At 51.5% G+C, this 25,406-nt stretch carries 29 protein-coding genes; 11 read left to right on the top strand and 18 right to left on the bottom strand.

Features of this window, described 5'->3' with window-relative positions; genetic code table 11:
* Positions 1-26: 26 nt before the first annotated feature.
* The 4 genes from pdhR to xerD form a co-directional block, all read right to left on the bottom strand.
* Positions 27-794: a pyruvate dehydrogenase complex transcriptional repressor PdhR gene (pdhR, locus tag ACQY6F_RS00710; RefSeq protein ID WP_428771442.1), complete on the bottom strand. Its 768-nt coding sequence runs from the start codon at positions 792-794 to the stop codon at positions 27-29.
* Between the two features lie 399 nt (positions 795-1,193).
* Entirely contained in the window at positions 1,194-2,933 is a 1,740-nt protein-coding gene (gene recJ / locus ACQY6F_RS00715) for a single-stranded-DNA-specific exonuclease RecJ (protein ID WP_428771444.1), read from the bottom strand.
* 45 nt (positions 2,934-2,978) lie between these two features.
* Positions 2,979-3,761, bottom strand: coding sequence for a thioredoxin fold domain-containing protein (locus ACQY6F_RS00720; RefSeq protein ID WP_428771446.1), 783 nt, complete (start codon positions 3,759-3,761; stop codon positions 2,979-2,981).
* 17 nt (positions 3,762-3,778) lie between these two features.
* A complete protein-coding gene (xerD, locus tag ACQY6F_RS00725; RefSeq protein WP_428771522.1) occupies positions 3,779-4,678 on the bottom strand; it encodes a site-specific tyrosine recombinase XerD in 900 nt (299 codons plus the stop codon).
* 165 nt (positions 4,679-4,843) lie between these two features.
* Here xerD and fldB point away from each other — a divergent pair, with 165 nt between their 5' ends.
* Positions 4,844-5,362 carry a flavodoxin FldB gene (gene fldB / locus ACQY6F_RS00730; protein WP_428771448.1) on the top strand — a complete coding sequence of 173 codons (519 nt, stop codon included), beginning with the start codon at positions 4,844-4,846 and terminating at the stop codon, positions 5,360-5,362.
* Positions 5,363-5,384: 22 nt separating this feature from the next.
* On the opposite strand, the gene ampD is transcribed toward fldB, so the two are convergent.
* Positions 5,385-5,930, bottom strand: a complete 546-nt coding sequence (ampD, locus tag ACQY6F_RS00735; RefSeq protein WP_428771450.1) for a 1,6-anhydro-N-acetylmuramyl-L-alanine amidase AmpD — start codon at positions 5,928-5,930, stop codon at positions 5,385-5,387.
* Positions 5,931-6,063: 133 nt separating this feature from the next.
* Here ampD and nadC point away from each other — a divergent pair, with 133 nt between their 5' ends.
* The 8 genes from nadC to yacG all read left to right on the top strand — a co-directional run bounded on the left by nadC (position 6,064) and on the right by yacG (position 13,109).
* Positions 6,064-6,954, top strand: a complete 891-nt coding sequence (gene nadC, locus ACQY6F_RS00740) for a carboxylating nicotinate-nucleotide diphosphorylase (RefSeq protein WP_428771452.1) — start codon at positions 6,064-6,066, stop codon at positions 6,952-6,954.
* A gap of 194 nt (positions 6,955-7,148) precedes the next feature.
* A complete protein-coding gene (locus ACQY6F_RS00745) occupies positions 7,149-7,568 on the top strand; it encodes a type IV pilin protein (protein ID WP_428771454.1) in 420 nt (139 codons plus the stop codon).
* On the top strand, positions 7,568-9,253 hold the full coding sequence (gene pilB / locus ACQY6F_RS00750; protein WP_428771456.1) for a type IV-A pilus assembly ATPase PilB: 1,686 nt from the start codon (positions 7,568-7,570) through the stop codon (positions 9,251-9,253). The genes ACQY6F_RS00745 and pilB overlap by 1 nt, the downstream gene beginning before the upstream one ends.
* Positions 9,250-10,485, top strand: a complete 1,236-nt coding sequence (locus ACQY6F_RS00755; protein WP_428771458.1) for a type II secretion system F family protein — start codon at positions 9,250-9,252, stop codon at positions 10,483-10,485. The genes pilB and ACQY6F_RS00755 overlap by 4 nt, the downstream gene beginning before the upstream one ends.
* 60 nt (positions 10,486-10,545) lie before the next feature.
* The gene (locus ACQY6F_RS00760; protein ID WP_428771460.1) at positions 10,546-11,406 is read left to right on the top strand and encodes a prepilin peptidase; all 861 of its coding nucleotides are present in this window, start codon (positions 10,546-10,548) and stop codon (positions 11,404-11,406) included.
* Between the two features lie 26 nt (positions 11,407-11,432).
* A complete protein-coding gene (gene coaE / locus ACQY6F_RS00765; protein ID WP_428771462.1) occupies positions 11,433-12,041 on the top strand; it encodes a dephospho-CoA kinase in 609 nt (202 codons plus the stop codon).
* Between the two features lie 34 nt (positions 12,042-12,075).
* Positions 12,076-12,816, top strand: a complete 741-nt coding sequence (gene zapD, locus ACQY6F_RS00770; RefSeq protein ID WP_428771464.1) for a cell division protein ZapD — start codon at positions 12,076-12,078, stop codon at positions 12,814-12,816.
* A gap of 92 nt (positions 12,817-12,908) precedes the next feature.
* Positions 12,909-13,109 (top strand): DNA gyrase inhibitor YacG, encoded by a 201-nt coding sequence (gene yacG, locus ACQY6F_RS00775; RefSeq protein WP_428771466.1) that lies wholly within the window; start codon positions 12,909-12,911, stop codon positions 13,107-13,109.
* Positions 13,110-13,225: 116 nt separating this feature from the next.
* Here yacG and rplS read toward each other — a convergent pair whose 3' ends face one another.
* From rplS to ffh, 5 genes are all read right to left on the bottom strand, one after another.
* Positions 13,226-13,579, bottom strand: a complete 354-nt coding sequence (rplS, locus tag ACQY6F_RS00780) for a 50S ribosomal protein L19 (protein ID WP_428771468.1) — start codon at positions 13,577-13,579, stop codon at positions 13,226-13,228.
* A 40-nt stretch (positions 13,580-13,619) separates the two neighbouring features.
* Positions 13,620-14,363 carry a tRNA (guanosine(37)-N1)-methyltransferase TrmD gene (gene trmD, locus ACQY6F_RS00785; RefSeq protein WP_428771524.1) on the bottom strand — a complete coding sequence of 248 codons (744 nt, stop codon included), beginning with the start codon at positions 14,361-14,363 and terminating at the stop codon, positions 13,620-13,622.
* A gap of 45 nt (positions 14,364-14,408) precedes the next feature.
* Positions 14,409-14,963, bottom strand: a complete 555-nt coding sequence (rimM, locus tag ACQY6F_RS00790; protein ID WP_428771470.1) for a ribosome maturation factor RimM — start codon at positions 14,961-14,963, stop codon at positions 14,409-14,411.
* Between the two features lie 13 nt (positions 14,964-14,976).
* Positions 14,977-15,225: a 30S ribosomal protein S16 gene (rpsP, locus tag ACQY6F_RS00795; RefSeq protein WP_428771472.1), complete on the bottom strand. Its 249-nt coding sequence runs from the start codon at positions 15,223-15,225 to the stop codon at positions 14,977-14,979.
* A 257-nt stretch (positions 15,226-15,482) separates the two neighbouring features.
* Entirely contained in the window at positions 15,483-16,865 is a 1,383-nt protein-coding gene (ffh, locus tag ACQY6F_RS00800; RefSeq protein WP_428771474.1) for a signal recognition particle protein, read from the bottom strand.
* Positions 16,866-17,045: 180 nt separating this feature from the next.
* Between ffh and ACQY6F_RS00805 the strand changes: the two genes are divergently transcribed.
* On the top strand, positions 17,046-17,840 hold the full coding sequence (locus ACQY6F_RS00805) for a cytochrome C assembly family protein (RefSeq protein ID WP_428771476.1): 795 nt from the start codon (positions 17,046-17,048) through the stop codon (positions 17,838-17,840).
* Positions 17,841-17,963: 123 nt separating this feature from the next.
* On the top strand, positions 17,964-19,235 hold the full coding sequence (locus ACQY6F_RS00810; protein ID WP_428771478.1) for an HlyC/CorC family transporter: 1,272 nt from the start codon (positions 17,964-17,966) through the stop codon (positions 19,233-19,235).
* Between the two features lie 145 nt (positions 19,236-19,380).
* Here the strand turns inward: ACQY6F_RS00810 and rpoS are convergent, their stop codons facing one another.
* The 8 genes from rpoS to ftsB all read right to left on the bottom strand — a co-directional run bounded on the left by rpoS (position 19,381) and on the right by ftsB (position 25,313).
* A complete protein-coding gene (rpoS, locus tag ACQY6F_RS00815; RefSeq protein ID WP_428771480.1) occupies positions 19,381-20,373 on the bottom strand; it encodes an RNA polymerase sigma factor RpoS in 993 nt (330 codons plus the stop codon).
* A 70-nt stretch (positions 20,374-20,443) separates the two neighbouring features.
* On the bottom strand, positions 20,444-21,382 hold the full coding sequence (locus ACQY6F_RS00820; RefSeq protein ID WP_428771482.1) for a peptidoglycan DD-metalloendopeptidase family protein: 939 nt from the start codon (positions 21,380-21,382) through the stop codon (positions 20,444-20,446).
* Positions 21,383-22,009: a protein-L-isoaspartate(D-aspartate) O-methyltransferase gene (locus tag ACQY6F_RS00825; RefSeq protein WP_428771484.1), complete on the bottom strand. Its 627-nt coding sequence runs from the start codon at positions 22,007-22,009 to the stop codon at positions 21,383-21,385.
* Complete coding sequence (surE, locus tag ACQY6F_RS00830; protein WP_428771486.1) at positions 22,002-22,769, bottom strand: 5'/3'-nucleotidase SurE; 768 nt, start codon at positions 22,767-22,769, stop codon at positions 22,002-22,004. The genes ACQY6F_RS00825 and surE overlap by 8 nt, the downstream gene beginning before the upstream one ends.
* A complete protein-coding gene (gene truD, locus ACQY6F_RS00835; protein ID WP_428771488.1) occupies positions 22,762-23,811 on the bottom strand; it encodes a tRNA pseudouridine(13) synthase TruD in 1,050 nt (349 codons plus the stop codon). The genes surE and truD overlap by 8 nt, the downstream gene beginning before the upstream one ends.
* A gap of 21 nt (positions 23,812-23,832) precedes the next feature.
* A complete protein-coding gene (ispF, locus tag ACQY6F_RS00840; RefSeq protein ID WP_428771490.1) occupies positions 23,833-24,315 on the bottom strand; it encodes a 2-C-methyl-D-erythritol 2,4-cyclodiphosphate synthase in 483 nt (160 codons plus the stop codon).
* Entirely contained in the window at positions 24,312-25,031 is a 720-nt protein-coding gene (gene ispD, locus ACQY6F_RS00845; RefSeq protein ID WP_428771492.1) for a 2-C-methyl-D-erythritol 4-phosphate cytidylyltransferase, read from the bottom strand. The genes ispF and ispD overlap by 4 nt, the downstream gene beginning before the upstream one ends.
* A complete protein-coding gene (gene ftsB / locus ACQY6F_RS00850) occupies positions 25,032-25,313 on the bottom strand; it encodes a cell division protein FtsB (RefSeq protein ID WP_428771494.1) in 282 nt (93 codons plus the stop codon).
* Positions 25,314-25,406 lie beyond the last annotated feature (93 nt).

Raw genomic sequence — 25,406 nt, forward strand, 5'->3', positions numbered from 1 at the left:
GGATCTAATTAAACAAGCAATGTTCGTTAGGATTCATTGCCTCGCTGCATTCGACGCAGGGAGCGCTCACGACGAGTCTCTTCCCGAGTCAAATCCAACAAAGTTTCTTCGATATAAGCCAAATGAGAATGACACATTTCGCGCGCCTTTTCAGGCTGACCCGATACGATGGCATCCACGATATTGGCTCGATGTTTGCTCACTTTCTCCACCACTTCTTCGCGGCGGTGTAGCAGCTTGAGATTCTGCAGGACATTCTGTTCCAGTAACGGCGCCAGACTGCGGACAATATGCAGTATCACCACATTGTGCGCCGCTTCGGTCAGGGCAATCAGAAATTGCATTACCGCAGCAGCTTCCGCTTCCACATTCTTGCTCTTTTCCTGTTCACTAATCTGTGCCAGGCAAGCCTGAATACGGGCAAAATCTTCTTCGGTACCACGCACGGCTGCAAAATACGCAGCTATCCCCTCCATCGCATGACGCGACTCGAGCAGATCGAGCTGAGTTTCAGAGTGGCTGGACAATAAATTTAGGAGTGGATCGGAAAAACTCTTCCAGATAGTTTCACTGACAAACGTGCCACCGCCCTGACGACGGGTAAGCAAACGCTTGGCCTCCAGACGCTGAATTGCTTCGCGAACTGAAGGGCGCGATACATCAAACTGCTTGGCCAGTTCTCGTTCTGGTGGCAACTGCTGACCCGGGGAAAGGGTTCCTTCCACGATCAAGCGTTCCAGCTCTTGTTCTATCACATCGGAGAGTTTGGGCTGTCGAATCCGTTGGTAAGCCATACTTTATTGTTCTTTTACTCTTGCAGGTAAATGGTAATACCAATTTTTTGTTGCCGGAGAAATTAACACAATTAAAACACCGATGTCTAGCTGAAAATTGACCTACATCATAGAAGGGGGCACAGCTCAACACTGGCTTAACAATTCTGTATTGAAACAACAAAATTATTGGTCAGACCAATTACATTAACATTACAGACGGGGAATTTTTGCGCCAGAAAGTCGCAGGTTCGCAGATTTTAGCTGCAAAAATAAATAAACCAACGTTTCAAAAAATTAATTTCAGAAGATTAAAAGTGTGAAGTACGGCACGTATTTGGCTCGCCAAAACTAAGTCCGTAGGGAGGAAAAGGGAAGTGAGTGGATTAGCCGCACCAATCCACTCTGGTAAAAAATTACTTATTTGGCTTCCAGATGTTCGACCATCAGTTGCAGCGACTGATTGCCACGAAACTCATTAATATCGAGTCGATAAGCCAGGCGTACCGTCTTAACTGATGCATCCGGCCAGCGGCGCAGGTCGACATTAAATGCAATGCCGTCGAGCATAATGTTGGTGGGATGGCCTTTATACAGCGGTTCCAACATCAACTTGAGGTGTTTTTCACCCACCAGCTTCTGGTGCAACAGTTTAAACTCACCATCAAATACCGGTTCTGGGAAGGCCTGTCCCCAAGGGCCACCCGCACGCAGCAATTCTGCAATATGCATGGAATATTCTTCAGGCAATAGTTCACCGTCAGATAAGATAACGCCTTTCAACGCGGACGAGTCCAACTCCTGTTTGACCACCTGGTCAAATAAACCGGCGAAGGTGGAAAAATCGGCTTCTTTGATCGTCAGCCCCGCCGCCATCGCGTGGCCGCCAAATTTGAGGATCAAGCCGGGATTCTGGGTGTCGATTCTATCCAGCGCATCGCGCATATGCAGCCCGGCCACGGAGCGGCAGGACCCTTTGATCAGACCATCACCGCCATCGGCAAAAGCGACTACCGGCCGGTGGAACTTATCTTTAATTCGTGAGGCCAGAATGCCGATCACGCCCTGATGCCAGTCGCGCTGAAACAGTGCCAGGCCAAAAGGCAACTCGCTGTCCTGCCCCAACTGCAGCCGCTCACAGATTGCCATCGCTTCCTGCTTCATGCCCTCTTCGATCTCTTTCCTGGTCTGGTTCAAGCCATCAAGTTCACTGGCCATTCGCCGCGCGGCATGGATGTTATTGCACATCAGCAGCTCAACCCCAAACGACATATCGTCCAGTCGTCCGGCAGCATTGATTCTTGGCCCGAGCGCAAAGCCAAAATCAGCCGCCACCAGGCGGCGGGCATCGCGCTTAGCGATTTCAATCAGGGCCTGGATACCAGGCCGGGCTTTGCCGGCACGGATCCGCTGCAGTCCCTGATGGACCAGAATCCGGTTGTTTTCATCCAGCGGCACTACGTCTGCCACCGTGCCAAGCGCCACCAGATCGATCAGCTCCATCAGTTTGGGTTCCGCCATGCCCTGCTCGGCAAACCAACCGGACTGGCGCATTTTTACGCACAGCGCCATCATCAGATAGAAGGCCACGCCAACTCCGGCTAACGCTTTGGAAGGAAAAGGACAGTCTGCCAGGTTGGGGTTGACCATAGCATCGGCATCCGGCAGTTGGTTACCCGGCAGGTGGTGGTCGGTAACCAGGACTTTCAGCCCGTGCTGTTTGGCGTAGCGCACCCCTTCAATCGAAGAGACGCCGTTGTCGACGGTCATGATCAGTTCTGCGCCAACCTGCAGCGCCTGATCCACCACTTCCGGACTGAGGCCATAGCCATCTTCAAACCGGTTCGGCACCAGGTAATCGACGTTACCACTGCCTAACATCCGCAGAGCCAACACCGACAACGCAGAGCTGGTCGCGCCATCGGCATCAAAATCTCCGACGACGATGATGCGCCGATTATGACGAATCGCCTCAAACAGCATAGCGACCGCAGCATCAATGCCGCCGAGCTGCTGATAGGAGTGCATTGCCCGTGCCGATTTTTCCAGCTGCGCCAGCGATTGCACACCACGATTAATATAAATTCGTTTCAGAATGGGATGAATGGATTCGGGAAGCAGGGATACATCGGCTTCCGGTCGACGTTGAATTTCTATCATAAGCCCGGATAAATCGGGCCTCGATTTGAGGCCCGTAATAAAGTATTAGATTCGTTGTAGTTGTTTCAGCAATTCAGCCGGTGGCAGGTAGCCACCTAACATTTCACCGTTTGGCATCACGATCGCAGGCGTGCCGCTGATGCCCAGCTCGCGGCCGAGGTTGTAATCATCCTGGATCACTTGCTGGCACTGGGCAAACTTGCCGTTTTTCTCCGGAATTTCCCGCTTAGCCTTGGCCAGGCCTAGCGCCTTGGCCCGGTCATCAGCACACCAGATCGCCGCCATTTGCTCGGCTACCGGTCCGGTTGGCCCTTGGCGAGGGTAAGCCAGGTAACGAACGGTAATACCCAGCTGATTGTATTCTTCCATCTGGCTATGCAGGCGAACACAATAGCCGCAGGTGATATCGGTAAAGACAGTCACGGCATATTTTTCGTTCTCTGCCTTAAATTCAATCATATCCTCTGAACGAGCCGCCACTTTCTCGGCATTGATCGGAGCCTGACGCTTAGCCAGCACATCTTCGTAACGGCCATCGGCATCGATGCTATACAGGGTACCCGCAATAAAGAAATCGCCGTCCGGAGAGGCGAACAACACGCCACCAGAAGTACGTACTTCCACCAGACCGTCGATATCCGACGGCACAATCTCAGTGATGGTCAGCCCCAATGGAGCAAAGCGCTGCTCAAATGCAGCCTGATCGATGGTTATAGCAGCTTTCGCCTGCTCCTGACTGTTTTGTGCAACATCAGGGGTGGATTCTGCATAGCATGCTGAAACAAAAAATGGCAACAGCAGTAACGGAAAACGGCGTAATACACGCATTAAAATCACCTTTATTTTCAAGCCCTGGGATGGTGCTCGCTATGAATTTGTTTTAACCTCTCGGTCGCGACATGAGTATAAATTTGCGTGGTGGATAAGTCACTATGGCCTAACAACATCTGTACCACTCTAAGGTCGGCACCATAATTGAGCAGATGGGTAGCAAATGCATGGCGCAGCACGTGAGGTGACAGCAGCTCACTGTCGATACCCGCCAGTGCGGCATAGTGCTTGATCCGATGCCAGAAAGTCTGCCGGGTCATTTGCCGAGCACGCTTACTGGGAAATACCACATCAGAACTTTTATCTCCTAGTAGCTCAGACCGCCCCTGCTGGAAAAAAGTTTCAATCCAATCAACGGCATTTTCTCCCATTGGAACCAATCGCTCTTTTCCACCTTTACCGGTAACCCGCACCACCCCCTGTCGCAGGCTGAGATTTTCCATCGTCAGACTGACCAGCTCAGTCACCCGTAATCCGGTCGCATACAGTAATTCTAGCATGGCCTTATCACGCAGCTGCATTGCATCTGAGACATCCGGTGCATCCAGCAGCGCCTCGACCTGCTGTTCTGAGAGATCTTTCGGCAAACGCTGTGGCAGTTTGGGGCTGATCAGTAACGCACTGGGATCATCTGCGCGTACTTTCTCCCGATGCAGGTACTGGAACAGGCGGCGGATCGCCGACAGCATCCGCGCCCGCGATGTCTGCTTATAGCCTTGATCCAGCAACCAGGCCTGATAATCCTGCAGGCCACCGGCGCTGATAAAATCCAGTCTGAACTGCTGCGGCTGCATCCAGCCCAGCAACTTATTCAGATCATTACGATAAGATGCCAGAGTATTTTCCGACAGACCACGTTCCATCCACATGGCATCCAGAAATTGCTCAACCAAACCGTGGTCGGGTGACAACATGTTAGACACAGGGAACCTAACCTCAGTGAGAAATTTTGTTCAATTTACGGCAGCGATCAGCCTATTACTAGTGTTTTTACCGATTCATCAGGATATTCGCTGCAAAGCTGGCCAGTTTATGGTTAAAATCCTCATCCCTAGTTCCAATTAGCGAAGTAAATCCTTATGAAGATCGGCTTATTCTATGGCTCCACCACTTGCTACACCGAAATGACGGCCGAAAAAATGCAGGCTATTCTCGGCGCGGATCTGGTTGATCTGCACAATGTCAAAGAATCACCGCTCAGCCTGATGGCAGATTACGATCTTCTGATCCTTGGCATTTCAACCTGGGATTTTGGTGAGATCCAGGAAGACTGGCTGGCGATCTGGGACAGCATAGGTTCACTGTCGCTGCAGGGCAAATACGTGGCCCTGTTTGGTCTGGGTGATCAGGAAGGCTACGGCGAATGGTATCTGGATGCGATGGGCTTGCTGCATGATCAGGTTAAACAACGCGGCGCCAATATCATTGGTTACTGGCCGAACCAGGGTTATCAGTTTGATGCCTCTAAGGCACTGACCGAAGACGGTAGTCAGTTTGTCGGCCTGGCGCTGGATGAGGATTCCCAGTACGAGCTCAGTGATGAGCGCATCGAAAGCTGGCTTGAACAAGTTCTGCAACAGTACCACGACGCCCTCTGAGCGAATTCAGCCAGAGGATGACTCAGTCAGCGATCAGGCTACGAAAGTAACGCCAGTCAAACACCAGCCCGGGATCCGATTTACGCAGCGGTGCAATATATTGATGTCCGGTGATTCTTGGCGGAGTAATTGCCGGGTAGTGCTGCATCAATTGGCGGGTTAACTGCGCCAGCGCCTGATACTGGGCGTCGGTATAGGCGACAAAATCGTTCCCTTCCAGCTCAATGCCAAGCGAATAGTCGTTGCAGCGCGCTCTGCCCGCAAAACTGGACGCTCCGGCATGCCAGGCTCTGGCGTTAAACGGCACAAACTGCACCACTTCACCATCGCGGCGGATCAGGCAGTGGGCCGACACTTTCATATTGGCGATCACGGCAAAAAATGGATGTTCATCAGCATTCAACTGACCGGTAAAAAACTGTTCGATATAATTGCCGCCAAACTGCCCCGGTGGCAAGCTGATGTTGTGCACCACCAGCAGCGAAATGGTTTCACCCTCTGGCCTCAAATCGTAATAGGGGGATTCCACCCGACGGGCGCCGTTGTACCAGCCTTTATCATCAATCATCGGTTTGCCTGCTATCGCTTTTCTGTTAGGCAAATTTTATCTATTCGCCACAGAATTGCGAGAATAAAGGCTGAATTTCACCGGCAGTCAGCGTATTATGCCGGTCGGTTCAACACGGTTATCTGGATTAGCGATGAAAGACACACACAACAGCCAACAACGTCTCGATTATTTACGCCAACAGCTTCCTGAAGAGATCCGCCGCATGGTGGCCGACACTCTGCGCGAAGATCTGGGCGGAACCCTGGATCCAGCCGCCGACATTACCGCCAGCCTGATCCCGGCGGATGCCACCAATGTCGCCACTCTGATAACCCGTGAAGACGGCGTGTTCTGTGGCCGCGCCTGGGCAGACGAAGTGTTTCGTCAGCTCGGTGGTCAAGTGACCATCGACTGGCAGGTGCAAGACGGCGATCACGTCACCGCCAATCAGATACTGTGTACCTTATCCGGCCCGTCACGCATCCTGCTGACCGGTGAGCGAAATGCAATGAACTTTATCCAGACCCTTTCCGGCTGCGCGACAGAAACGGCCCGTTACGCCGCCAAACTGGAAGGAACCAACTGCAAACTGCTCGATACCCGTAAGACTGTGCCGGGACTGCGCAGTGCACTCAAGTATGCGGTAGCCTGCGGCGGCGGTTACAACCACCGTATTGGCGTGTTTGACGCTTACCTGATTAAAGAAAATCATATCATCGCCTGTGGTGGGATTCGTCAGGCCATCGAGACTGCCAAACAGCTGAATCCGGGTAAACCGGTGGAAGTGGAAACCGAGAGCCTGCAAGAGCTGCAGCAGGCGATCGATGCCGGTGCCGATATTATTATGCTGGATAACTTCAGCTTGGAGATGATGCGTGAAGCGGTCGCGATTAACGCCGGACGCGCTGCGCTGGAAAACTCCGGCAACATCACCCTGGATACGCTGCGTCAGTGTGCTGAAACCGGTGTCGATTACATCTCAGTCGGTGCACTGACTAAACATGTCCGCGCCATGGACTTGTCGATGCGCTTTCGCGATTAAACCGGGGCAATAACCTCAAGCTATACTGCCTTCGAGCCGGCGCTGTGCGCTGGCTCGAAGCATTTCTGCACCCTACTGCAATCAAGCATGACTTTTCTTTCTACCACTCGGTAGCCCGACACCCTGTCATTGGTTCACCCTTAAACGACTTTTACTCTGCCGGAAACATTACATTTTTATTACCGGAGAAATCTATGTCTGCATCCCGTTCCGCCGCCCGAGGCTTTACCCTGATTGAACTGATGATAGTGGTCGCCATTATTGGCATACTGTCTGCTATCGCGATTCCGGCCTATAAGGACTATGTCGCCAAAAGCCAGGCCACAGCAGCAATAGCAACTTTAAAGGCGATTATCACTCCAGCTGAATTGTACTACCAGGAAAACGGTACAATCGCTGCAAATACCGCGGTAAGCAGCGCTCTTGGTATCAATAGTGATGCCAATAAATATGGCACGTTATCAATATCTGCAGACGATACTATTATGTTTTCATTTGTTTCCAGCAGTGTATTTAGCGGTTCTAAAATATCCTATGAGCGAAGTCCTTCTGGCTGGGAATGTCAGTTTGTATCTGCAGCAAGTACCACTAGTTCAATAGATCCCTGCGCTTAATGCCTAGTGATCTGCTGCAGTTGCTGGCTCAGGCAGAGAGAATTACAGCGGCTCAGCAACAGCAGCTATTAGCACGGCAGCAACAGCAGCCGCAAAGCAGCGCCGAGGTAATCTTGGCGCTGGGACTGTTTACTGCCGGTGAGCTGGCTGAGATGATCAGCCAGCTTTATTGTGTGCCACGGGTACAGATCGACCAGTTTGACTACCCGGCCGTATGTAAGCAACTCGGCCAGCGTGAGCTGCTGCAGCGCCACCAGGCGTTGCCACTGCGGCTCGATGACAACAGCCTGCTGCTGGCGGTGGCAGACCCCGGCGACAGTGAGCTGGAAGCGGAATTTCGTTTTGCCAGCGGGCGACAAATCGAGCTCAGGGTCGCCGAGTCAGACCAGCTACAAGCGGCATTACGGCGCTTGTATGGCCGGGCGCTGCAGAGCGCTGATAACTCAGTACGCGATATCCACCAGGATCAATTGTCGGATCTGGTTGAAATCAGTGCCGACGAGCTGCAAGAGTCCAGCAACCAATATCAGGACGACTCACCGGTCAGCCGCTTTATCAATCAAGTGTTGCTCGATGCGATCCGCAAAGGGGCGTCCGATATTCATTTCGAGCCCTTTGAACATGAATACCGGATCCGGCTGCGCTGCGATGGTATTCTGCTGGAAGCCCACCAGCCTCCCAGTCAGCTCAGCCGGCGTCTGGCCGCGCGGTTAAAAATTCTGGCTCAGTTGGATATTGCCGAGCGGCGCTTGCCACAAGATGGCCGACTGAAAATCCAGCTTAATGACACCCTCTCAGCCGATATGCGGGTGTCTACCTTACCGACCTTGTGGGGTGAAAAAATCGTGCTGCGCTTACTCGACAGCGACTCCACGCCGCTGGATTTGAGCCAGCTTGGCTTCTCTGCCAAACAACAGAAACGCTACCTGCACGCACTCAATAAACCTCAGGGTCTGATCCTGTTTACCGGCCCCACCGGTAGCGGCAAGACCGTCTCGCTCTACAGTGGCTTGCGCCAACTCAATACGGCCGCCGTTAACATCGCCACAGCGGAAGACCCGGTGGAAATCCGCCTTAATGGCGTTAATCAGGTTCAGGTATCGCCGCAGATCGGCTTTGGCTTTGCCGAAGCGCTGCGGGCTTTTCTGCGCCAGGATCCGGATGTGGTGATGGTCGGTGAAATCCGCGATCTGGAAACCGCGGAGATTGCGGTTAAAGCGGCGCAGACCGGTCACTTGGTGCTCTCGACACTGCATACTAACTCCGCGGCCGATACCATTATCCGTCTGGCCAACATGGGCATTGCCCGCTACAACCTGGCGGCGTCGCTGTCGCTGATTATTGCCCAGCGGTTGGTACGCAAACTGTGCGACTGCAAACGGCCACATCCACTCAATGAAAGCCTGTGCAAGAGCTTAGGTCTGTCGCCTCAGTCAACCATCTATCAGGCCAACACAAGTGGCTGTCCACACTGTAATCAGGGCTACGCCGGCCGCACCGGTTTGTATGAGATGATGTCACTTAATCAGGTACTGGCGGAATCTATCTTGTCCGGTGCCTCCAGCCAGCAAATCCACACCACCGCGATGCAGCAAGGTATGCAGAGCTTACACCAGGCCGGGGTGGAAAAACTGCAGCAAGGGTTGACCAGCCTGGCGGAACTGCAACGGGTAATCAGCCTATGACATCAAACCAAACCCGGCGTAAAATCCGCTTGAAACGCTTCTATTGGCAGGGGACCAGCCGCAGTGGTAAATCGGTGCGTGGTCAACAGCTGGCCCGCAGTGAGCGGGAAGTACGTGAGCAACTGACCAAACAGCACATCCAGGTTAAAAAGCTTAAACCAAAGGCAGTTTCGATCTTCTCCCGGCTGTTGCATAGCATCAGCGCTAAAGACATTACCCAGTTTACCCGACAACTCGCAACTCTGCTTGGCAGTGGCGTAGCTTTGCTACCGGCAATTAAGCTGCTCAGGTCCAACCAAGCCAAAGCAGAAATGCACTCATTGCTGTATGAAGTGGGCCGCACACTTGAAGCCGGCGTGCCGATCGCTGATTCATTTCGTCCCCATCAGAACTGGTTTGACAGTCTCTACTGCGATTTACTGTCGGCCGGAGAACAGGCCGGTAATCTGGCGGAGACCCTGCAACAGTTAGCCCACTACCGGGAAAAAAGCGCCGCCATCAAAGCCAAAGTGGTTAAAGCGCTTATCTATCCCTCCTCGGTCATACTGGTGGCTGTAACGGTGAGCTACATCCTGCTGACCTGGGTGATACCGGAGTTTGAATCCATGTTTCGCGGTTTTGGAGCGGACCTGCCCTGGTTTACCCGTCAGGTGATCAACCTATCGCACTGGCTACAAGATTGGTCATTGACGCTGCTCGGCACTAGCGTATTCAGCGCCTTGTTACTGCGTTGGCTATGGGGCCACTCTCCACGTATGCAATTGGCAGTATCCCGAATGAGCCTTAAAATTCCGGTATTCGGCCAAATCCAGACCAAAGCGGCACTGGCCAGATACAGCCGCTGCCTGGCCACCAGTTGTAAAGCGGGTATCCCTATTTTAAACAGCTTGCGCAATACCACATCGGCGGTGGGTAACCTCTATTTCCAGCGAGCACTGGAAGCCGCCTATCAGGATATTTCTGCCGGTATGCCTTTGTCGCTGTCGCTAAAACAGACAGACGCGTTTCCCGATATGCTGACCCAGATGATGATGATAGGAGAAGAGTCCGGGAAGCTGGATGATATGCTGGATAAGATCGCCAATGTTTACGAAGCCGAAGTTGATCGTACCGTTGAACAGTTAGGCCAAATGATTGAACCTATAATCATTGTGCTGCTTGGTGGCATGGTGGGGGGATTAGTTGTCGCGATGTACCTGCCGATCTTTAACTTAATGAGTGTGTTAGGTTAATATCAGTCATCGACTTTTTTAAAGTCATTCGCACTCCCTCAAGCCACAATTGAGTAAAATATGGACGCATTGCAGTACCACCCCTGGCTGTTGGCCAGTTTTGCCGGTGTATTCGGCCTGATCATCGGCAGTTTTCTCAACGTCGTCATCCATCGGCTACCGATCATGATGGAGCGTTCGTGGCGTCAGGAGTGTGCCGAAAGTTTTCCTGAATACCATATTGAGCCGCCCGAGGGGCAATTCAATATCAGCGTGCCTCGTTCTCGCTGCCCTCATTGTCACAGCCAGTTACGCTGGTACGATAATATCCCTCTGATTAGCTGGCTGATGCTGCGCGGACGCTGCTATCACTGCCAGCAGCCGATCAGTATCCGCTATCCGCTGGTAGAGCTGCTGTCTGGCGTAATGTGCGCCGTCGTAGTAATCAAGTTTGGCTACAGCTTCTACAGTTTGTGTTTATTAGCCTTCACTTTCACCTTGATTGCCGCCACTTTTATTGACCTGGACACCATGTTACTGCCGGATCAGCTGACACTGCCCTTACTTTGGGCCGGTATTATGCTGGCTGCTACCGGTATTGGTCCTGTATCACTGCATGAAGCTGTATATGGTGCTATCGCCGGCTACCTGTTCCTATGGAGTATTTACTGGGGCTTCAAATTGCTGACCGGCAAAGAAGGTATGGGTTACGGCGATTTCAAGTTGCTCGCCGCTCTGGGGGCCTGGCTCGGCTGGCAATATCTGCCGATGATCATTCTGTTTTCATCGATGGTGGGGCTGGTATTTGGCCTGATTCAGCTCAGGTTACAGAAACAAGGAATTGATGCCGCTTTCCCGTTCGGCCCGTATCTGGCCATTGCTGGCTGGATAAGCCTGATTTGGGGGCCGGCAATGCTGGACTGGTATCTTGGCACAATATAAATAACAACAAGGGATAGGAAATCGCTATGACACTCGTAATCGGTCTGACTGGCGGCATTGCCAGCGGCAAAACCACGGTAGCCAACCTGTTTCACCAGCATTTTGCCATCGATATCGTCGATGCAGATGTCGTCGCGCGTCAGGTTGTTGCGCCGGGCAGTGCCGGGCTATCCGCCATCCGTGACCATTTTGGCAGTGATATTCTACTCGCTGACGGTCAGCTGGATCGCGCGCGTTTGCGACAACTGGTGTTTTCAGACCCGGAACAAAAGCAGTGGCTGAACGCACTGCTCCACCCTATGATTCGCCGGGAAATGCAGGACCAACTGCAGCAGGTGAGCTCTCCCTATGCGTTGTTGGTAGTCCCTTTACTGGTTGAAAATCAGTTACAGTCTTTGGCGGACCGGGTACTGGTGGTTGATGTCGACCAACAGACCCAGATCCAGCGTGCCTGTCAGCGTGATCAAGTACCTGCCGAGCAGATTGAGGCGATTCTGGCATCCCAGGCGTCGCGTGAACAACGTTTAGCCATTGCCGACGATGTGATTAAAAATGATACAGAAAACCAGAAACTTTTGCCTCAAATCACAGAATTACATCAAAAGTACCTAGCTATTTGCCAGACAAATGGGTGAGAATAATAACAGTAATCAGTAAAGCCAGAGCAACATGACCACTCATCACTTTGAACACCCGCTGAATGAGAAAACCCGCATTTACCTGCGGATTGAAGCCTTGCTCGATCAACTCAAGAACTCGGCAATATTTGCTGACCCATCGCATCACTTGCTGTTTTTCCGTTCTCTGTTTGATCTGCTGGAAATATTCGATCAGATCCAGCTGAAAAGCGAACTGGCGAAAGACATCGAGAAACAGCGCTTAACTTACCGAAACTGGCTGAATGTCAGCGGTGTCGATCAGCAAATGTTACAGAAAGTGCTGGCCGACATAGATAATGTGCACGCCAATCTGATGGGCGCAGAACGCTTTGGCCAGTCGCTAAAAGAAGACCGTTTCCTGTCCGCAATTCGCCAGCGCTTTAACTTACCCGGCGGGGCCTGCTGCTTTGACCTGCCAGCCCTGCATCACTGGCTGCATCTCGACAATGAGCGCAAAATTCACGATGCCAATCAGTGGATGAGTTCCCTGTTCCCGTTAGCGGATGCATTAGAGCTCTGGTTACAGCTGGCCCGGGAAACCGGTCGCTTCCAACCCAAATTAGCCACTGCCGGCTTTTACCAGAGCGATGCGGAAGGTGCCAATATTCTGCGCTTAAACATCCCGCTCGAATACGGTGTCTATCCGATGATTTCCGGTCACAAGAACCGTTTTGCTATCAAGTATATCTGTTTCGAAACCGGCCAGGCCTGCACGGAAGATGTCCAGTTTGAACTGGCGGTGTGCAGCTAGTTTTCAGGCTAACCCGGGATTAGCCAGCTCGATGCCTAACGCCCAAGCCGATATGATATGATTGGTCAACGTGTGTTAATCAGGAATTTCCCATGTCCGATAAAAAAGTGACCCTAGTTAAGTGCCCGCAATGCGGTAGCGACGTGGTCTGGAATGAGCAGAGCCTTTACCGCCCTTTCTGCAGCAAAAAATGCCAAATGATCGATTTTGGTGAATGGGCCGATGAGGAGAACAGCATTCCGGGCGCCCCAGACATGTCTGACAGCGATGGCTGGTCGGAAGACAACTATTAGTCACCAGCAGACACTTTGTCTAAGCCACTGTTACTGACATTGGCTCACAAAGAAAGCAAAAAAAAAAGCGGAGCTCACTGGCTCCGCTTTTTAATATGAGAACGCTAGTTATAGCATTACTTTTTAGCAAGTTTCTCTTTGATACGAGCAGACTTACCTGAACGCTCACGTAGGTAGTACAGTTTGGCACGACGTACTGCACCGCGGCGTTTAACTTCGATGCTATCAACGATTGGAGAGTGTGTTTGGAACGTACGCTCAACACCTTCACCGTTAGAGATTTTACGTACAGTGAAAGCAGAGTGCAGACCACGGTTACGTACTGCGATTACAACGCCTTCAAAAGCCTGTAGACGCTCACGCTCACCTTCTTTTACCTTAACTTGAACAACAACAGTGTCACCTGGTGCAAATTTAGGCAGGTCTTGTTTCATTTGCTCTTGCTCAAGAGCTTTGATGATATTACTCATTTTTAAAATTCCTAGAATAAACTGATATCAATAAATTAGGTTACTTGGACTGAAATTCTTTAATGTATTCAGCAAGTAATTGTTCCTGTTCGTCAGTCAGAGCTAGGTTTTCCAGGAGCTCTGGTCTTCTTAGCCAAGTACGGCCCAGCGACTGTTTTAATCGCCAGCGACGAATATCCTGATGGTTACCGGATTTCAGTACCGCAGGTACCTGCTTTCCATCTAACTCTTCAGGACGAGTATAGTGAGGACAATCCAACAGGCCATTGGCAAAAGAGTCTTCTTCTGCTGACGCAAAGTCACCCAGTACCCCGGGGATAAACCGCGATACGGAATCAATTAACGTCATGGCCGGGATTTCTCCCCCCGTCATCACGAAATCTCCAATTGACCATTCTTCGTCAACTTCAGATTCAATGATGCGTTCATCTATCCCTTCATATCGGCCACAAATCAGCAATAAATTCTGATTGGTTGCCAGCTCTTCCACTCCACGTTGGTCGAGTTTACGACCCTGAGGAGAGAGATAGATGACTTTCGTCTTACCCGGTGAGGCTTGTTTGGCTGCGTGAATGGCATCGCGCAAAGGCTGCACCATCATCAACATACCAGGACCACCACCGTAAGGTCGGTCATCGACTGTTCGATGCTTATCATGAGTGAAATCACGAGGATTCCATGTCTCAACCGATAAGAGACCTTTTTTAACCGCTTGACCTGTTACTCCAAAGTCAGTAACACTGCGGAACATTTCGGGAAACAGGCTAATTACGCCGACCCACATAGCGTTGGTTGTAAGTGCCAAGCTCAAACGCTCCGTTACTTGGAGTTAAAATCCAGGATCCCAGTCAACTTCGATCCGTCGAGCTTCGCGATCAATATGTTTGATCACTTGCTCTTCAAGGAACGGAATTAATCGTTCCTTTTGGCCAAAAGCATCTTTCAGATTGGCTTTCACTACCAAAACATCGTTGGAACCTGTCTCCAGCATGTCGGTCACGACACCCAGGTCATAACCTTTGTCGGTTACAACTTGCATTCCAAACAATTCGCGCCAGTAGAATTCATCTTCTGACAATTCTGGCAGGACGGCCGGGTCGATAGCAATTTCAAAGTTGGTCAACAGATGCGCGTCTTCGCGGATATCCAGACCTTCCAGCTTCACCACCATACCTTTGTTATGGCGCTTCCAGCTTTCGACTTTGTACTCAACCCACTCGCCCTTCTGGTTTACAAACCAGGGGCTGTAATCAAACAGGCTTTCAGCGTTGTCTGTATAGGAAAAAACTTTCAGCCAGCCACGAATGCCGTAAGTTCCACCGAACTTACCAACAACAACTTTTTCGTCTTGCTTGCTCACTGTTTCTTCACCTTTCATCGACATTAACTAGTTTAAATTAAGCCGCTTTTTGAGCGTCTTTAACTAGCTTAGCTACACGGTCAGACAGAGCTGCACCTTGGCTAACCCAGTGGTTAACACGGTCCAGATCCAGACGCAGACCTTCTTCCTGACCTTGAGCAGTAGGGTTAAAGAAACCTACTTTCTCGATGAAACGGCCAGTTGCAGCGTTGCGGCTGTCCGCTACTACGATTTGATAAAATGGACGCTTTTTAGCGCCGTGACGTGCCAAACGAATGGTTACCATGTCGTCCTCTTTGCTTTCTCAAAAATAAAATTAACCCCAATAACCATTTATTCACTAAACAGTCTGGGGTCTCGTGCCAAAATAAAGCTCCGGAATTTTACTCTTATTCCATCGCATTGCAAGGGGTTTAGCTACTTTTTAGCCACTCTATTTCGATTAAATTTACCGTGATGAAATTAACAGAAACGAAATTTCTCCAGTTGGTAAGCGGGTTAGCGTAAATCACGAGTGTGAACGCGCCCGCCTTACCGGGCTAACTAGCGGCCAAACGGATTAAAACCGCCACCGCCGCCCATGCCGCCCATCATGCCCTGCATGTTGCGCATCATGCCTTTCATGCCACCCTTCTGCATTTTTTTCATCATCTTCTGCATCTGAGTGAACTGTTTCAGCAGACGGTTAACGTCCTGTACCTGGGTACCAGAACCGGCAGCAATCCGTTTTTTACGTGAGCCTTTGATGATTTCCGGGCGCAGGCGCTCTTTCATCGTCATTGAGCTGATAATCGCTTCCATCTGCTTGAACATCTTGTCATCGACTTTGTCTTTGACGTTGTCCGGCAGTTGTGACATGCCAGGCAGCTTGTCCATCATGCCCATCATGCCGCCCATGTTCTGCATCTGACCCAGCTGTTCGCGGAAGTCTTCCAGATCGAAACCTTTTTTCTCTTTGAATTTCTTCGCCAGTTTCTCGGCTTTGTCCTGGTCAACGTTACGCTGCAGATCTTCGATCAGCGACAGCACGTCGCCCATGCCTAGAATGCGCGACGCGACGCGATCCGGATGGAACGGTTCTAACGCGTCGGTTTTTTCGCCCACACCGAGGAATTTGATCGGCTTGCCGGTAACATGACGCACCGACAGCGCCGCACCACCACGGGCATCACCATCGACTTTGGTCAGGATTACACCGGTCAGCGGCAGCGCATCACCAAACGCTTTGGCGGTATTTGCTGCGTCCTGACCTGTCATGGCATCAACGACAAACAGGGTTTCAACAGGGTTGATCGCACTGTGCAGTTGTTGAATCTCGGCCATCATAGATTCGTCGATGGCCAGTCGACCGGCGGTATCCACCAGCAGCACGTCGTAGAATTTCTTCTTGGCGTGATCGATCGCGCCATTGGCGATATCCACCGGTTTCTGATCCGGAGAAGACGGGAAGAAATCAACGCCAACATCGCCGGCTAAGGTTTCCAGCTGTTTGATCGCCGCAGGGCGGTAAACGTCGGCGGAAACAACCAGGACTTTCTTCTTATCCCGCTCTGTCAGCAACTTGGCCAGCTTACCGACACTGGTGGTTTTACCAGCACCTTGCAGGCCCGCCATCAGCACGACGGCCGGCGGCTGAGCTGCCAGGTTTAGCGCTTCGTTGGATTCACCCATCACCGCTTCCAGTTCAGACTGGACGATCTTGATGAACTCCTGGCCTGGCGTCAGCGATTTAGAAACTTCAACCCCTACAGCGCCTTCTTTTACACGCTTGATAAAATCTCGCACGACCGGCAAGGCGACATCGGCTTCCAACAGCGCCATCCGGACTTCACGTAGGGTCTCTTTAATATTATCTTCGGTCAGACGACCTTTGCCGCTGATGTTCTTCAGCGTACGGGATAATCGGTCGGTTAAATTCTCAAACATCTTTTTCTCTTCGCATAAATCGGCGATAAATTGTTGTGAGTATACCTTAGCCACCGCTAGCTTGACACTGCCCGATGCATATTTGCAGTCATCTGTAACAATTGCTGTGGAATTGAACATAGCCCAAGCGCTTGATGCAAGGTATAATTCCCCTAATAACAGACCATATATGTGAGATAAATGGATAACTTTATCGCGATAGCTTCAGCACTCTTTTACGTCCTGGCTATAGCCACCATCGTTCCCGGCCTGGTTCATCAGACCGGTATTCGAGCCAAAACAGTACTGGTTAGTGCAATTCTGGCGCTCGGCATCCACGGCTGGTTGCTGAGCGATTTGATCTTTTCAGGTAGTGGCCAAAACCTGAGCATCCTGAACGTTGCCTCACTGATTAGCTTTATTATTTCGCTGGTACTCAGCATTGCGATGGTCAAAACCCGGATTTGGTTCCTGTTGCCAGTGGTCTACGGGTTTGCCGCCCTGAACCTGCTTGCGGCGGCTTTTCTGCCCAGCCATTTCATTACCCACCTGGAAAACGATCCTAAGCTATTGATCCATATTTCACTGGCACTGTTTGCTTACGCAACTCTCTCTATCGGCGCCTTATATGCACTGCAGCTTGCCTGGCTCGATTACAAGCTGAAAGCCAAGAAAGCCACTGCGATTAACCCGAATCTACCGCCGCTGCTGATGGTCGAACGACAACTGTTCAAAATTATTCTGATCGGCACCCTGTTACTGACCGGGACGCTATTGACCGGCTTTGTATTTGTAGGCGACATGTTTGCCGAAGGCAAAGCACACAAAGCGATCCTCTCCTTTATCGCCTGGATCGTATTTTCCGTGCTGCTTTGGGGCCACTACAGACAGGGCTGGCGCGGACGTAAAGTCACCTGGTTTGCCGTCGCCGGTGCCTCGCTATTAACTCTGGCTTATTTCGGCAGCCGCTTTGTTCGCGAGATCATATTGCACTAATGCAACTCTACATTGGCAACCAGGAGCTTGGTACTGCAAGTCACATGCGTCTTAGTTGCCAATTGACATCACTACTTTCATCGGTCATAAATTAACCAGAACTACACAAGGAATCACTACATTTTGGACGACATATCAACGGGTATCTTATTTGCGCTACTCGCGTGTCTTATTGTTATTTCAGGATATTTTTCAGGTTCAGAAACCGGCTTAATGGCGCTGAACCGCTACCGCTTGAAGCATCTGGCCAACAGTGGTCACAAAGGTGCTAAACGGGTCGAAAAATTACTCAGTCGTCCTGACCGCCTGATTGGCCTTATTCTTATCGGTAACAACCTGGTTAATATCCTCGCTTCCGCTATCGCGACAATTCTGGGTATGCGCCTGTATGGTGATATTGGTGTGGCCATCGCAACCGGAGCCTTAACCATGGTGATCCTGGTGTTTGCCGAAGTCACGCCCAAAACCCTGGCGGCACTGTACCCGGAGCGAGTCTCCTACGCCACCAGCGTGCTGCTGGGTTTTCTGATGAAGCTGCTGTCACCGTTGGTAGTGATGATCAACTTTATCACCAATGGCTTTATCCGCTTACTGGGCGTCAGCACCGATAATGGCGGCGATCACCACCTTAGCTCGGAAGAACTGCGTACTGTGGTTAACGAAGCCGGTGGACTGATCCCACGTCGCCACCAGGATATGCTGATCTCGATATTGGATCTGGAGCATGTCACCGTCAATGACATTATGGTGCCGCGCAATGAGATTACCGGTATCGACATCAATGACGACTGGAAATCCATCGTCCGTCAGCTGACCCACTCTCCGCACGGTCGTATCGTCCTGTATCGAGATCAAATCGATGAAGTCGTAGGAATGCTGCGATTGCGGGAAGCGTACCGGCTGATGCTGGAGAAGAATGAGTTCAATAAAGAGACCCTGCTGCGCGCCGCAGACGAGGTCTACTTTATTCCGGAATCGACGCCACTCAATGTTCAGCTGCTCAAGTTTCAGCGCAATAAACAGCGCATTGGCCTGATTGTGGATGAATATGGTGACATCAACGGCCTGATCACCCTGGAGGACATTCTGGAAGAGATCGTCGGTGAGTTCACCACCTCGATTGCGCCAAGTCTGTCCGATGAAATCACCCCTCAGATGGACGGCAGTTTTCTTATTGAAGGCAGCGCCAATATCCGTGATATCAACAAAGGGCTGAAGTGGAAACTGCCCACTGACGGCCCTCGCACACTGAACGGTCTGATTCTGGAACACCTGGAAGATATTCCGGAAAGCCACCTCAGCCTGCGCATTTCTGGCCATCCGATGGAAATCGTCGAGTTTGAAGAAAATCGCATCAAGCTGGTGAGAGTCTTCCCGCGCAAAGTAAAAAAGTAGCGTAGCCGCGCGGCGCGGCTCACCATACCGTGAGCAATGAGCGTCTGCCGCGGCTGTAAACACCATGCGCGAGTTCGCCATCACTACTCGCAGCCAACAAAAAAAGCCCTGACAGATGTCAGGGCTTTACTTTTAAATCAGTTGATTAATCGTCGTCGACGCTGAAAAGGTTTTCCATATTCAGCCCCTGTTTCAGCAGGATTTCTCTCAGTCGACGCAGACCCTCAACCTGAATTTGCCGTACCCGTTCGCGAGTCAGATTGATCTCGCGGCCGACTTCTTCGAGCGTGGATGGTTCATAACCCAGCAAGCCGAATCGACGCGCCAAAACTTCTTTCTGTTTTGGATTCAGCTCATCCAGCCAGTGGATCAGGGAACTGCGGATGTCGTCGTCCTGGGTCGAGACTTCAGGATCTGAGTTGTTGATATCCGGAATGATATCCAGCAGCGCTTTTTCGCCTTCACCGCCAATCGGCGTATCAACGGAGCTGACCCGTTCATTCAGGCGCAGCATTTTGCTGACATCATCAACCGGTTTGTCCAGCTGAGTGGCGATCTCTTCTGCCGTAGGCTCGTGGTCGAGTTTTTGCGACAACTCGCGCGCCGTACGCAGGTAGATATTGAGTTCTTTCACCACGTGAATAGGCAGACGAATAGTGCGGGTTTGATTCATCAGAGCCCGTTCAATGGTCTGTCGGATCCACCAGGTGGCATATGTAGAGAAGCGGAAGCCGCGTTCTGGGTCAAACTTTTCGACCGCGCGGATCAAACCCAGGTTACCTTCTTCGATCAAATCGAGCAGGGCCAGGCCTCGGTTGCTGTAACGCCTTGAAATTTTGACAACCAAGCGCAAGTTACTTTCGATCATTCGCTGGCGTGCCGCTTCGTCACCGCGCAGTGCACGGCGGGCATACAGAACTTCTTCTTCTGCAGTCAGGAGTGGAGAGAAGCCAATTTCTCCCAGGTAAAGCTGGGTCGCATCCAGGCTTTTGTTTGAAACTTCAAACTCTTCCCGGACATCATCGGCAGATGTGTCGTTCGAATTGAGTAACTCATTGCTGGAATCAAGCTCTTCCGTAGCTTGCTTACCGGCCAAATTGTACTCACGGATTTTAGTTGCTGTGTTGCTGATACTCATAGTGCCTCCCCCTGGCGAGCTAGCAAGACATTACTGCTTTAAATGTCGCTAATAACCGTCTCTGGTCCTTTTATGGTAAGTAGCGTTTTGGATTGACTGACTTACCTTGATAGCGAATTTCAAAGTGAAGGCGAACACTGTTGGCACCTGAACTGCCCATAGTGGCAATCTTTTGGCCCGCTTTGACACTCTGACCTTCATTAACTAACAACCGTTCGTTGTGAGCATATGCACTCAAGTAATTATCGTTGTGCTTGATAATAACCAAGTTGCCGTACCCTCTAAGCGCATTACCCGAATAAACTACGGTGCCTCCCGCAGTAGAGACAATCGACTGACCCCGCTGTCCTGCGATGTCGATGCCCTTATTGCCTTGGTCTCCTGCAGAGAAATTTTTAATTACTCTCCCTTTGGTCGGCCATATCCACTTGGTTATATTGCTTTTTGAAGGTGAAGAAACGTTAACAGCAGTATTAACATTTTGTTTACCTTTAGACCCAACATACTCCTTTGATTTGCTTTGATCAACCTTCTTTACCGGATCTTTACGTACTGCTTTAGTAGTATTTGGCGGTTTTTTTGCGCTAATTCCTTGACTAGAGCTTTTGCTCACTGTAGCGGGAGTTGAGGCGGCCAGAACAGCCCCGGCAGTGCTGCTTGCCGGCTTGGAAACAGTCGTCGCTGGTCCGGCGCCTGTACCGCCGTAAGAGGGAGCAACATAAGTACGCCGCCACAGGTTGAGTTTCTGGCCGGGGTAAATGGTGTAAGGGGGTTTGAGATTGTTGTAAGCGATGATCTCTTTGACATCTTTGTCGGCGATATAGGCGATAAAATAGAGGGTATCGCCTTTTTCGACCTGATAGAAACTGCCGCGGTAGCTACCACGCTCTACGGAACCGTAATCTTTATTCAGGCTGGACACCGGCGCAGGACGATGCGCCGCACATCCTTGCAGAAGGACGGACGACAGGATAAACAGCAGTAAAGTTCTGATTCCGTTTGCCAACATTCAGGCTAAATCACCGGCAATTAAAGGTACAAATCGAACCAATTCGACAACCTCTGTATCAAACTGTTCCCCTCTTCGTGTCACTTTAAGCAATTGTTGTACTTCTTCTCCGACCGGGATGACCATAATTCCACCGTCGTTTAACTGCTCCAGCAGGGCTGGCGGTAGGTTTTGTGCCGCCGCGGTGACAATAATCGCATCAAAGGGGGCTTTAGCCGCCCATCCTTGCCATCCATCGCCATGTTTAGTGGAAATATTGTAAATATCGAGCTGCTTCAGACGCCGCTTCGCTTCCCACTGCAACGACTTGATCCGTTCGATCGAATAGACGTGATCAACCAGTTGAGCCAGGATCGCGGTCTGATACCCGGAGCCGGTTCCCACTTCCAACACTTTGCTGTCATGTTTCAGTTCCAGCATTTCTGTCATTTTAGCGACGATATAAGGCTGGGAGATAGTCTGTCCCAGGCCGATTGGCAGCGCGTTATTATCGTAGGCCTGATGCATCATTGCCTGGGAAACAAATCGCTCCCTCGGTAAACTGCGAATCGCTTCTAAAACCGCTCGATCCTGAATACCACTTGCCTGCAGATAGTGAACTAACCTGTCTGCCTGAGGGTTAGCCATCTTGTTTGTCCTTTAACCAATGGTCCATAGTAATGATCGACTCGTGTGCGGTCAGATCAACCTGCAATGGTGTGATAGAAACATATCCCTGCTCGATAGCACAAAAATCTGTTCCCTCGCCCGCATCCTGCTCACGGCCCGGAGGGCCTAACCAATATATATCATGCCCGCGCGGGTCTTTCTGCCGAATCATATCTTCAGCGTGATGGCGAGCACCCAATCGGGTGACCTGAATCCCGGCTAGCTGTTGCTGGCTTACATCTGGGATATTTATATTTAACAATCGGTTAGTTGGAACTGGCCGGCGAAGGTGCTGCTCAACCAATTGACGACAAATGGCTGCAGCAGTATCAAAATGCTGTTTACCATTGAGTGAAAACGCCATCGCCTGGACACCGAGAAAATGCCCTTCCATGGCAGCGGCTACCGTTCCGGAATAGAGCACATCGTCACCCAGGTTGGCACCGTGGTTGATACCGGACAGCACCAGGTCAGGCAGATCGTTTTTCATCAGTTCATTGAGGGCAAAGTGGACACAATCGGTTGGGGTGCCCTGTACTGAATAGATCTGCGGCTCTATCTGGTTGACCCGCAGTGGCTGCTCCAGTGTCAATGAATTCGAGGCACCGGAACGATTGCGATCCGGCGCGACGATAGTGACATTGGCGATATCCTGCAGCACATTGGCCATAGTGCGGATACCGACCGCATGGACACCATCGTCATTACTGATCAAAATATTAAGCGGTTTATTACTCACTGTAGATTCGCTCCATTTCTTCGGCCTGCACCAGTTCACGGATCACTGAGGTGGCAAAACAACCCGCCGGCAATGCAAACTTCACCATAATCTGGTCACCCTGCTGCTGCCAGCTTAATCCCTGTGGCTGCAGATCGATTCGGCGACGATCGTGGCGCATGCGGTTGCCACGGATAAGCGCCATCAGATCTGGCTCCGCGTCCAGCTTTGGCTGCTCCAGCGCCAGGGCTTGATCATGGGTCGGTAAGGCGTTATCACCCGCCATTGCCGCCGAAATTGCCGCTTCCCCCTGAGCCAGTTGCTGATTCCAGTCGGCCAGCTGTTGCGCTTCCACCAGCTGTGGCTGATCGTGTTGCAGCGCGATATCGCCGCTGACAAACTGACCAAACCAGCCCTTTTCTATTCGCTCGGAAACTATCTGATTGAAGATCCAGGAACGGGCGGCAGACAGATACAGGCTGCGTTTGTTCTGATTACGTGTGCGCACGTTATCGCGTCCCCAGCGGCGGGCTTCTGACACATTGTTGCCCTCGCGGCCAAAGCGCTGCGCACCAAAATAGTTCGGCACACCGGCGTGGACGATTTTTTCCAGTCGCGCTAACACCTCATCAGGATCAGACACCTGGCTCAAGATAATGACAAAATCATTGCCGACCAGATCCCCCGGCCGCAGTTTTTTATTGTGCCGATCCTGCGCCAGGATCTCGACCTGGGGGTACTGAGCCAGAAACTGGCTAAAATCCGGATTGTCCCCTTTGGGTAAATGGATACTCAGCCACTGCTCAGTTACCGCGTGGCGATCTTTCAGGCCAGCCCAGCTGACATCTTTGGATTTCACTCCACAGGCTTTGGCCAGCTCATTGGCCACAAAGGCGGTGTTTTCTCCCTTCTTGCGAATATGAACCATCAGGTGTTCACCCTGACCGGTGAAATCAAAACCCAGCTTTTCTGTTACCTGAAAATGATCCACCTGAGCTTTTAAAATGGCACTGGCAGCCGGCTTGCCGTGCAAATAAGCCAGCGAAGAGAGAATATCAGACATATTTTTTCCTGTTTGCGTGCGTTACGCACTTACCTTGTTCAATAGTACGACGGCTTCAGTCGCAATGCCTTCTTTTCGGCCCGTAAAGCCGAGTCGCTCAGTCGTGGTGGCTTTCACATTGATGTTAGCCAGATCCGTTTCCAGATCTTCAGCAATGCAGGCACACATCGCCTCGATGTAAGGAGCCATTTTCGGTGCCTGGGCAATAATGGTGATGTCCGCATTCCCCAACTGGTAACCGGCAGATTTGACCCGGCGGTAAACATCACGCAGCAGCATCCGGCTGTCTGCCCCCTTCCACTTGTCATCGGTGTCAGGGAAATGGCGACCAATATCACCGGCAGCAATCGCTCCCAGTAATGCATCAGACAGGGCGTGCAGCGCCACATCGCCATCGGAATGAGCAATCAGCCCCTGCTCGTAAGGTATGGCGACACCGCCAATAATCACTGGCCCTTCTCCGCCAAACTTGTGTACGTCAAAACCGTGGCCAATCCGTATCATACTTGCTCCTTTTCGACGCCAGAATCTGTGTTGCTAAGATAAAAAGCCGCCAGCGCCAGATCTTCCGGTTGGGTTATTTTAATGTTGTCTGCCTGGCCTTGAACCAGTGCCGGGGTCATGCCGCGCCACTCCAGCGCAGAGGCTTCATCGGTAATCACAGCCCCCTGCTGCAGGGCATCCGCTAATGCGGCGCTGAGTAAAGCGGTCGGGAACATTTGCGGCGTCAGCGCATGCCACAGGGCCGCGCGCTCCACCGTATGCTCGATATCACCATTGCTATTCGCCCTTTTCATGGTGTCACGGACCGGCGTAGCAAGGATACCGCCTACCGGATGCGTCAGTGCCGCTGCGATTAAGCGGTCGATATCGGCCAGACGAACGCAGGGCCGGGCGGCATCATGCACCATGACCCACTCCGCCAGTTGATGCTGCTGGACATATTGCAATGCGGCCAGTACCGAATCCGCCCGCTCTTTGCCTCCGGCTACCCAGCTTACTCTGGCATCGCTGGCCATAGCCAAGTTGGTGTAATAAGGGTCGTCTTTGCTTACCGCGACCACCACCCGATCAATCACCGGATGGCTAAGTAAGCGTTGCAGGGTGTGCTCCAGTACCGTTTGACCGGCGATGGTGAGGTACTGTTTTGGCCGATCAGCACGCATACGGCTGCCAACACCGGCAGCCGGTACTACGGCGACAATAGAAGCCTGTTGCATTTATTTGGAATCCTCTTCTATCAGGCGATAAAAGGTTTCCCCTTCTTTCACCAGCCCCAGCTCATGCCGGGCCCGCTCTTCGATAGCATCCAAGCCCTGACGTAAATCGTCAATTTCCGCAAACATCTCACTGTTTCGCTGGGTCAGATTCTGATTCACTTGCTGCTGGACTTCGATCTCGGCCTCAACCGCCATCAGGTCCGTGACTCCGTTTTTGCCCAGCCAAAGCGAGTATTGCAGCCAGCCAAACAATAGGATGAGTGTCAGTGCAAAAATTCGCATTATTCACATCTCGAATTTGGGAAAACGCCAAAAAACATATATATCACACCCTCGCAAAGCTCGCGAGGGCACTGCTGAAGGACTTACGCCGAA

The organism is Vibrio sp. (assembly GCF_050299255.1).
Classification (GTDB): domain Bacteria; phylum Pseudomonadota; class Gammaproteobacteria; order Enterobacterales; family Vibrionaceae; genus Vibrio.